Origin of the sequence: Reyranella soli, assembly GCF_007992495.1 — a bacterium.
GTDB lineage: Bacteria > Pseudomonadota > Alphaproteobacteria > Reyranellales > Reyranellaceae > Reyranella > Reyranella soli.
The window spans coordinates 1-529 of sequence record NZ_BKAJ01000407.1 but is presented as its reverse complement, the minus strand read 5'-3'; the positions used below and the strand labels follow the sequence as shown (position 1 = coordinate 529).

Sequence of the window (529 nt, the reverse complement as noted above, 5' to 3'; positions counted from 1 at the left end):
CATAGGCGCTAACTTAAGGGTTGACGCTGTGAATCGGCCTGTGATTCATAGTGGAGATGCTGGAAGCATCACAGTTGGATTACGGCTGGGCAGAGCTGTTGAGGCGGATCGGCTCGAGTGAAGAGCTGGAAGCGACGGCGAAGGCTAGCGGAGCGCTGGTTCGGCGTCGCGAGATCAAAAGCGCGGAAGATCTGTTGCGCCTGGCGCTGGCCTATGGCCCGTGCGGTATGTCGCTGCGTGGGGTAGCAGCGTGGTCGTCGACCATCGGCATAGGCGATCTGTCGGACGTGGCAGCGCTCAAACGGCTGCGCGCCTGCGGCGACTGGCTGCAGGAGCTCGTTGGCAGCCTGCTGGGTCGGCGTCTGGAGAGTTCAGCTGCGGTGAGCAGTGGTCGGACGATCCGGCTGGTCGATGGCACGACGATCTCCGAGCGCGGCAGCGACCGGGCCGATTGGCGACTGCACTACAGCTACGATCCGCGCGCTGGGCGAACAAGCGACTGCCAGCTGACGACAGCTCGCGAGGGCGA

Annotated in this window: 1 protein-coding gene; it reads left to right on the top strand. The window is 64.1% G+C overall.

What is annotated here, in order from left to right; all coding sequences use genetic code 11:
• Window positions 1-56: 56 nt before the first annotated feature.
• Window positions 57-529: transposase (locus RSO01_RS47015; protein WP_507763603.1), on the top strand; the 473-nt coding region annotated here is incomplete at its 3' end.